This window comes from Paraburkholderia sp. SIMBA_027 (genome assembly GCF_046535315.1).
GTDB classification, from domain to species: domain Bacteria; phylum Pseudomonadota; class Gammaproteobacteria; order Burkholderiales; family Burkholderiaceae; genus Paraburkholderia; species Paraburkholderia tropica.
The window spans coordinates 1-248 of the sequence record NZ_JAWRWY010001278.1; the positions used below are offsets into that span (position 1 = coordinate 1).

The 248-nt window shown below is 29.8% G+C and carries 1 protein-coding gene; it reads right to left on the reverse strand.

The features are described 5' to 3' along the window. On the reverse strand, positions 1 to 248 hold a 248-nt coding region (locus tag SB764_RS43260; RefSeq protein WP_410867203.1), incomplete at both ends, for a phosphopantetheine-binding protein.

Sequence of the window (248 nt, forward strand, 5' to 3'; positions counted from 1 at the left end):
CTATTTCATAGGTTTTAATCCGTTTTTCTTGTTTTTTCACATATTTGCTTAACTTTTTGATAGTTGGATTTGCAAACAAGTCTTTTACTTCCAATTTAAGATTAAACCTTGAGAGTCTGGAAACGATCTGCAATGCTTTAATGGAATCACCACCTGAAACAAAGAAATGATGGTTTATTCCTAAGTTTTCTATGTTTAAAATACCCTTCCATATTTTAACAAGTATACTTTCTACTTCATTTCTAGGT